Origin of the sequence: Massilia sp. CT11-108, from assembly GCF_047302915.1 — a bacterium.
GTDB lineage: Bacteria > Pseudomonadota > Gammaproteobacteria > Burkholderiales > Burkholderiaceae_D > Telluria > Telluria orientalis.
In genome coordinates this window covers 1-1,864 of sequence record NZ_JBKYMO010000779.1, presented here as the reverse complement: position 1 = coordinate 1,864, position 1,864 = coordinate 1, and the positions used below count along the sequence as shown (strand labels likewise).

The 1,864-nt window shown below is 70.1% G+C and carries 3 protein-coding genes; 2 read left to right on the top strand and 1 reads right to left on the bottom strand.

Translation table 11 applies throughout. The annotated features are described in order from the left end of the window. A partial coding sequence (locus ACEN88_RS30595; protein ID WP_413345778.1) for a diguanylate cyclase occupies positions 1-1,034 on the top strand: 1,034 nt, incomplete at its 5' end. Between the two features lie 75 nt (positions 1,035-1,109). On the opposite strand, the gene ACEN88_RS30590 is transcribed toward ACEN88_RS30595, so the two are convergent. Next, positions 1,110-1,412, bottom strand: coding sequence for a DUF5710 domain-containing protein (locus ACEN88_RS30590; RefSeq protein ID WP_413345776.1), 303 nt, complete (start codon positions 1,410-1,412; stop codon positions 1,110-1,112). 123 nt (positions 1,413-1,535) lie between these two features. On the opposite strand from ACEN88_RS30590, the gene ACEN88_RS30585 reads away from it, so the two are divergent. Beyond that, positions 1,536-1,864: GNAT family N-acetyltransferase (locus tag ACEN88_RS30585; RefSeq protein ID WP_413345774.1), on the top strand; the 329-nt coding region annotated here is incomplete at its 3' end.

Genomic DNA, 1,864 nt, shown 5'->3' with positions numbered 1-1,864 from the left:
ACCACGCGCGCCGCCTCGCCGACGCGCAGGCCGACCAGGCGCGCCACAGCCAGGCCCGCAGCGAGCGCCTCACCGTCACCGCCCGGATGCTGCAGGCGATGGACAGCCTGACGCGTACGGACGAATTGCACAACGTGTTGCCGGCCTTCCTGCCCAAGGTGCTGCCCGGCAGCAGCGGCACCGTCTACCTGTACCGCAATTCGCGCGACTACCTGCAGCGCGCAGCGGCGTGGGGCGGCGGCCACCGTCCGGAGCTCGTCAGCCCGGACCAGTGCTGGGGCCTGCGCTTCGGCCACGCCCATGCGGCCCAGACGGGCGACGACATGCACTGTCCCCATTTGGGCGACGTCCCGCCCGCGCCCGGCCGCACGGACCTGTGCGTGCCGATGATTTCGCAGGGGGAGGTCCTGGGCCTGCTCTCGGTGAGCGTGCCGCAGGGCCCGGACACCGCGGTGGAACTCGCGGCCGCCACGACCATCAGCGAGCAGCTTGCGATCGGCATCAGCAACATCAACCTGCGCGAGGTCTTGCGGCGCCAGTCCACCGTGGACGAACTCACGGGCCTGTACAACCGCCGCTATTTCGACGAGACGCTGCGGCGCGAACTGTTCCGCGCCGAACGCATGCGTGCTTCGCTGGCCGTCGTGATGATCGACCTGGACCACTTCAAGCACATGAACGACACGTACGGCCACGAAGCGGGCGACCTCGTCCTGCGCACCGTCGGGCGCTGCCTGCGCGAAGGCGTGCGCCGCAGCGACATCGCGTGCCGCTACGGCGGCGAGGAACTGGTGCTCGTGCTGCCTGAATGCGACGCGACCGCCGCGCGCACGTGCGCCGAAACGCTGCGCAAGACCATCTCCGCGCTGGACCTGCATCACGGCGACGTCGCGCTGCCGCAGGTGACCGCGTCGTTCGGCGTCTCACTGTGGCCGGCCCACGGCGAGGACGCGCACACGCTCGTGCAATCGGCGGACCGCGCGCTGTACGCCGCCAAGCACGGAGGGCGCAACCGGGTTTGCATCGCGTCGTGAGCCCGTGCCGGAGCCGTCGATCAAGACGGCGGCCCAGGCCATGAGCCTCGCGGTACTGGGCGTGCTGGCGCAGCCTTAACGCTTGAGGAGGGCCGCGCGCGCCTGCTCCCAGGGCGTGCCCGCGAGCGCCTTCGCGCACTCCGCGCAGGGCTCGAACGGATTGCAGGCGTGGTCCAGTTCGATGTAGTTGGCGCCGACCATGCGCTTCGCCGCGGCCGAGTCGGCGCGGCCAGCGGGCGCGCCCTCCTTCAGCCATTTCTGGAAGGGTTCGAGGGCGACGCCCGTGGGCACATACCAGCGCTTGCGGCCGGAATTCCAGCGTGCGCCGAGGGCGCGGGCCTCGTCTTTTTCTGCGTAGGGAACGTTCAGGAAAGTCATCCCGCGGATGCTAACCGATCCCGCGCCTGCGCGCAAACACCGACTGTGACAACGACGCTTTTCGCACTTGCTCATGCGATTTTCCATTATGATCGTCTTCCCCGTTTCTTTTCGGACCCCGACATGCCCGCCATCCGCACCCTGCACCCCGACGACTGGCCCATCTACCGCGACCTGCGCCTGCGCGCGCTGGCCGACTCGCCCCAGGCATTCGGCAGCACCTTTGCCGAGGAATCGCAACGCACGGACGACATCTGGGTCGCACGCCTGGCCGCCCCCGCGCTCGGGTCGCACCTGCAGGGCTGGCCGTTCGCGGTGGAAGTCGACGGGACGCCCGCCGGCCTCGCATGGGTCAAGATGGAAGGCGCGCACGCCAGCATCTACCAGGTGTGGGTGGCGCCCGAGGCGCGCGGACGCGGCGTGGGTGCCGCGCTGCTGGACGCCGCCCACAC

Bases quoted from the DNA above. Each gene is read 5' to 3' on its own strand.
- ACEN88_RS30590 (WP_413345776.1), bottom strand. From the start codon at position 1,412: ATGACTTTCCTGAACGTTCCCTACGCAGAAAAAGACGAGGCCCGCGCC.